Source organism: Paenibacillus baimaensis (assembly GCF_025567575.1).
In genome coordinates this window covers 1-2,538 of sequence record NZ_JAOQIO010000057.1, presented here as the reverse complement: position 1 = coordinate 2,538, position 2,538 = coordinate 1, and the positions used below count along the sequence as shown (strand labels likewise).

The window sequence follows — 2,538 nt, the reverse complement described above, 5'->3', positions numbered from 1 at the left end:
GTAAGCGTCAAACAAGAAGGTGTATTGAAAAAGAAAAGCCCATGGTTTATGAAGATCCACAGGCCCTGCATTATGTACAATGTTGTTGAACTGTCGGACTCCATGGAAGGTACGCATCAAGTAGCTCCGGCTGTTGACGAAATGCAACCGCTGGTAACTGCTGAAATAGATAGACTAGATATTTGTATGGGCTCAATCCATTTGCCTTTGCTGTCTCTACGATGCTGTAGATCGCTGCACTCGCGGTTGCACCTCGTGGACTACCGCTGAATAACCAGTTTTTACGTCCTACTGTAAAGGGACGTATGCTGTTCTCAGCTAGATTGTTCGAGATCACACAGTTCCCATCTTGTAAGTAATTCAGCAACTCTTGCTTATGGTTGCGTGCATACTTCAGCGCTTCGCCTAGCTTGGATTTGGGTAGAACTTTACCTTTGGCCGTTTCTACCCATGACCAAAAAGCATCGAGTACAGGCTTTTCCTGCACCAAACGTTGCTCTTTTCGTTCTTCAACCGTATGGGACATAAGCTGTGCCTCCAGCTCAAAAAGCTTGTTGCAATAAGCTATCCCTTCACTGGCCAAGGTCTCTTCCGGATGCTTCGTCTCCGGTGGTAATGCCTCGACAAACTTACGCCGAAGATGTGCCCAGCATAGACAAGAAATCGTCCCTGCTAGATTCGCATATCCGGCGTAGGCATCGCTATGTAAATATCCCTTGAACCCTTTCAGGAACGCTTGCGGGTACTTCGCCCCTCGTCCGGGTTGGTACTCAAAGAGCCGTATGGGATGCGCATTATGCTGCCCACTGCTGTAGATCCACATGTAGGAGGCGGTCGTGTTCTTCCGTCCCTTCTCATTCATGACCTGCAAGGGCGTCTCATCCGCATGCAGATATCGCTCTTGTACAAGCAGCTCATGCAGTCGATTCACCAGGGGCTTCAGCCAATCTCTCGTGTCCGCGATCAGCCAGTTCGCCATCGTGGCCCGACTCAGATCAAGGCCGATGCTCTTCCATTCCTTCTCCTGGCGGTACAGTGGCATGCTGTTCACGAACTTCTGGTACATGACCCATGCCACGGAGGAAGGCGAAGCCATCGAATGCTGGATGACCGGCGTTGGCGTCATTGCCTTTTTCATCTGAGGCTTGTCCTCTTTCCGACAGGTCCGGCATTCTAGGGTTTCTCTGTAGATATCCATGGCTTGCACGCGGGCAGGGATAAACTCCACCTCCGTACGTACAAACTCTTCCCCTACCAAGACAAGCTCACTATGGCATGCGTCACAACAACGGCCCTGCACCTGACAAAGTTGCTTCTCATGCGGAAGATCCTGAAGGAGTTCCGCTCGTTCGCCTACCTGCTTCTTTCGCTGGTAGCATTGGATCTGCTCGATGGTTGGCTCCGGCGCAACGCGTGAAGCTGCTGTTTCTGCCTCATCAAATAAAGACAGTTGCTCCACACCTGCCGGGAGAGAAGCTGTTTTTTCGGAGCTTTTGCCGTACAGCTTCTGCGTTAGAAATTGCACGGTTTCCTGTAGCCGTTTATTCTCTTTTTCCAGGTCGCCAATGCGATGCTCCATCTGTTGTAGCTGTTCCAAGGGGCTCATGAGATACCGTTCCTTCACTGTCTTCTATGCCTATCATTATACCATAGAATGGTGTACAAACCCAGATTTTACAAGAGTTTTCGGCTCTGTTTTGACCTCCATGGAAGGGGTGAAGCCCAGCTTTTTAACCGCTTTCGGCTGATGGATCGACAGTCCTTCCAGCAACCACCGAAACTCCTGTGGCGTGATCGAGCGTACGGCCTCCGTATCCATGGGCCATTGGTATTGACCGGATTCCAGCCGTTTGTACAACAGGACGAATCCATCACCTTCCCAGTACAAGGCTTTCATCCGATCGCGCTTGCGACCGCAGAACAGAAACAAATGATTCTGAAACGGGTTCAATTGTAGCTGGTGTTGCACCAAGTGAATGAGTCCATCAATGGACTTTCGCATATCCGTATAACCGCAGGCGATATACAGTTGATCGGCCTTCGAGATGTCACCGAACATATTGCAGGATGCGAAGCGTTTGTTCAAGAAGTGCGGTAGACGCATGCGGATGAATTTCGATCGTAACGGCATCCATACGAAGAATGATGGCCGCTTGTTCATGGCTCGCTTCGGAACGTGGGGCGTTCATCCGCAAAGATGGAGGGACCGGTACAAGAGTGGGTTCATTCGGGGAAGAGAAGGCGGGAAGGGATTCACAAGCAGCTTCACGGATTTTCCGAAGCCAGTAGTAATAGCTTTTCACATTGACTTCGTGATCTGCACACCAGCGAACCACGGTCTGACCACTGGAACGGCAGTCACGAATGATCTCGGTCCACTGCTGGAGTCGATAGCGATTCCTCATTTGTACAGTTTGCAATTGGACACACTCCCATTAGAGTTTTTCGAGTAGAGTCGAAAAACTCCAACGACTACTCTAACGGAATTGTCTCAAAATCTAGATTGGATTGGAATACACCTTCTTATTAAACGCTTAC

General features: G+C 50.0%; 3 protein-coding genes. All 3 read right to left on the bottom strand.

Annotated features, from left to right (window positions below; genetic code table 11):
* Positions 1-70: 70 nt before the first annotated feature.
* Genes tnpC through tnpA form a run of 3 tightly spaced genes read right to left on the bottom strand, consistent with a single transcriptional unit; the run spans position 71 to position 2,405 of the window.
* Positions 71-1,606, bottom strand: a complete 1,536-nt coding sequence (gene tnpC / locus OB236_RS15975; RefSeq protein ID WP_262684887.1) for an IS66 family transposase — start codon at positions 1,604-1,606, stop codon at positions 71-73.
* A gap of 36 nt (positions 1,607-1,642) precedes the next feature.
* Positions 1,643-2,086 (bottom strand): IS66 family insertion sequence element accessory protein TnpB, encoded by a 444-nt coding sequence (gene tnpB / locus OB236_RS15970; protein WP_262684886.1) that lies wholly within the window; start codon positions 2,084-2,086, stop codon positions 1,643-1,645.
* Positions 2,049-2,405 (bottom strand): IS66 family insertion sequence element accessory protein TnpA, encoded by a 357-nt coding sequence (gene tnpA / locus OB236_RS40115; protein WP_408638481.1) that lies wholly within the window; start codon positions 2,403-2,405, stop codon positions 2,049-2,051. Before tnpA ends, tnpB begins: the two co-directional genes overlap by 38 nt.
* Positions 2,406-2,538 lie beyond the last annotated feature (133 nt).

What these genes read in the sequence shown, in the direction of transcription:
- tnpC (WP_262684887.1), bottom strand. Translation starts at nt 1,606, where the DNA reads ATGAGCCCCTTGGAACAGCTACAACAGATGGAGCATCGCATTGGCGAC.
- tnpA (WP_408638481.1), bottom strand. Translation starts at nt 2,405, where the DNA reads ATGAGGAATCGCTATCGACTCCAGCAGTGGACCGAGATCATTCGTGAC.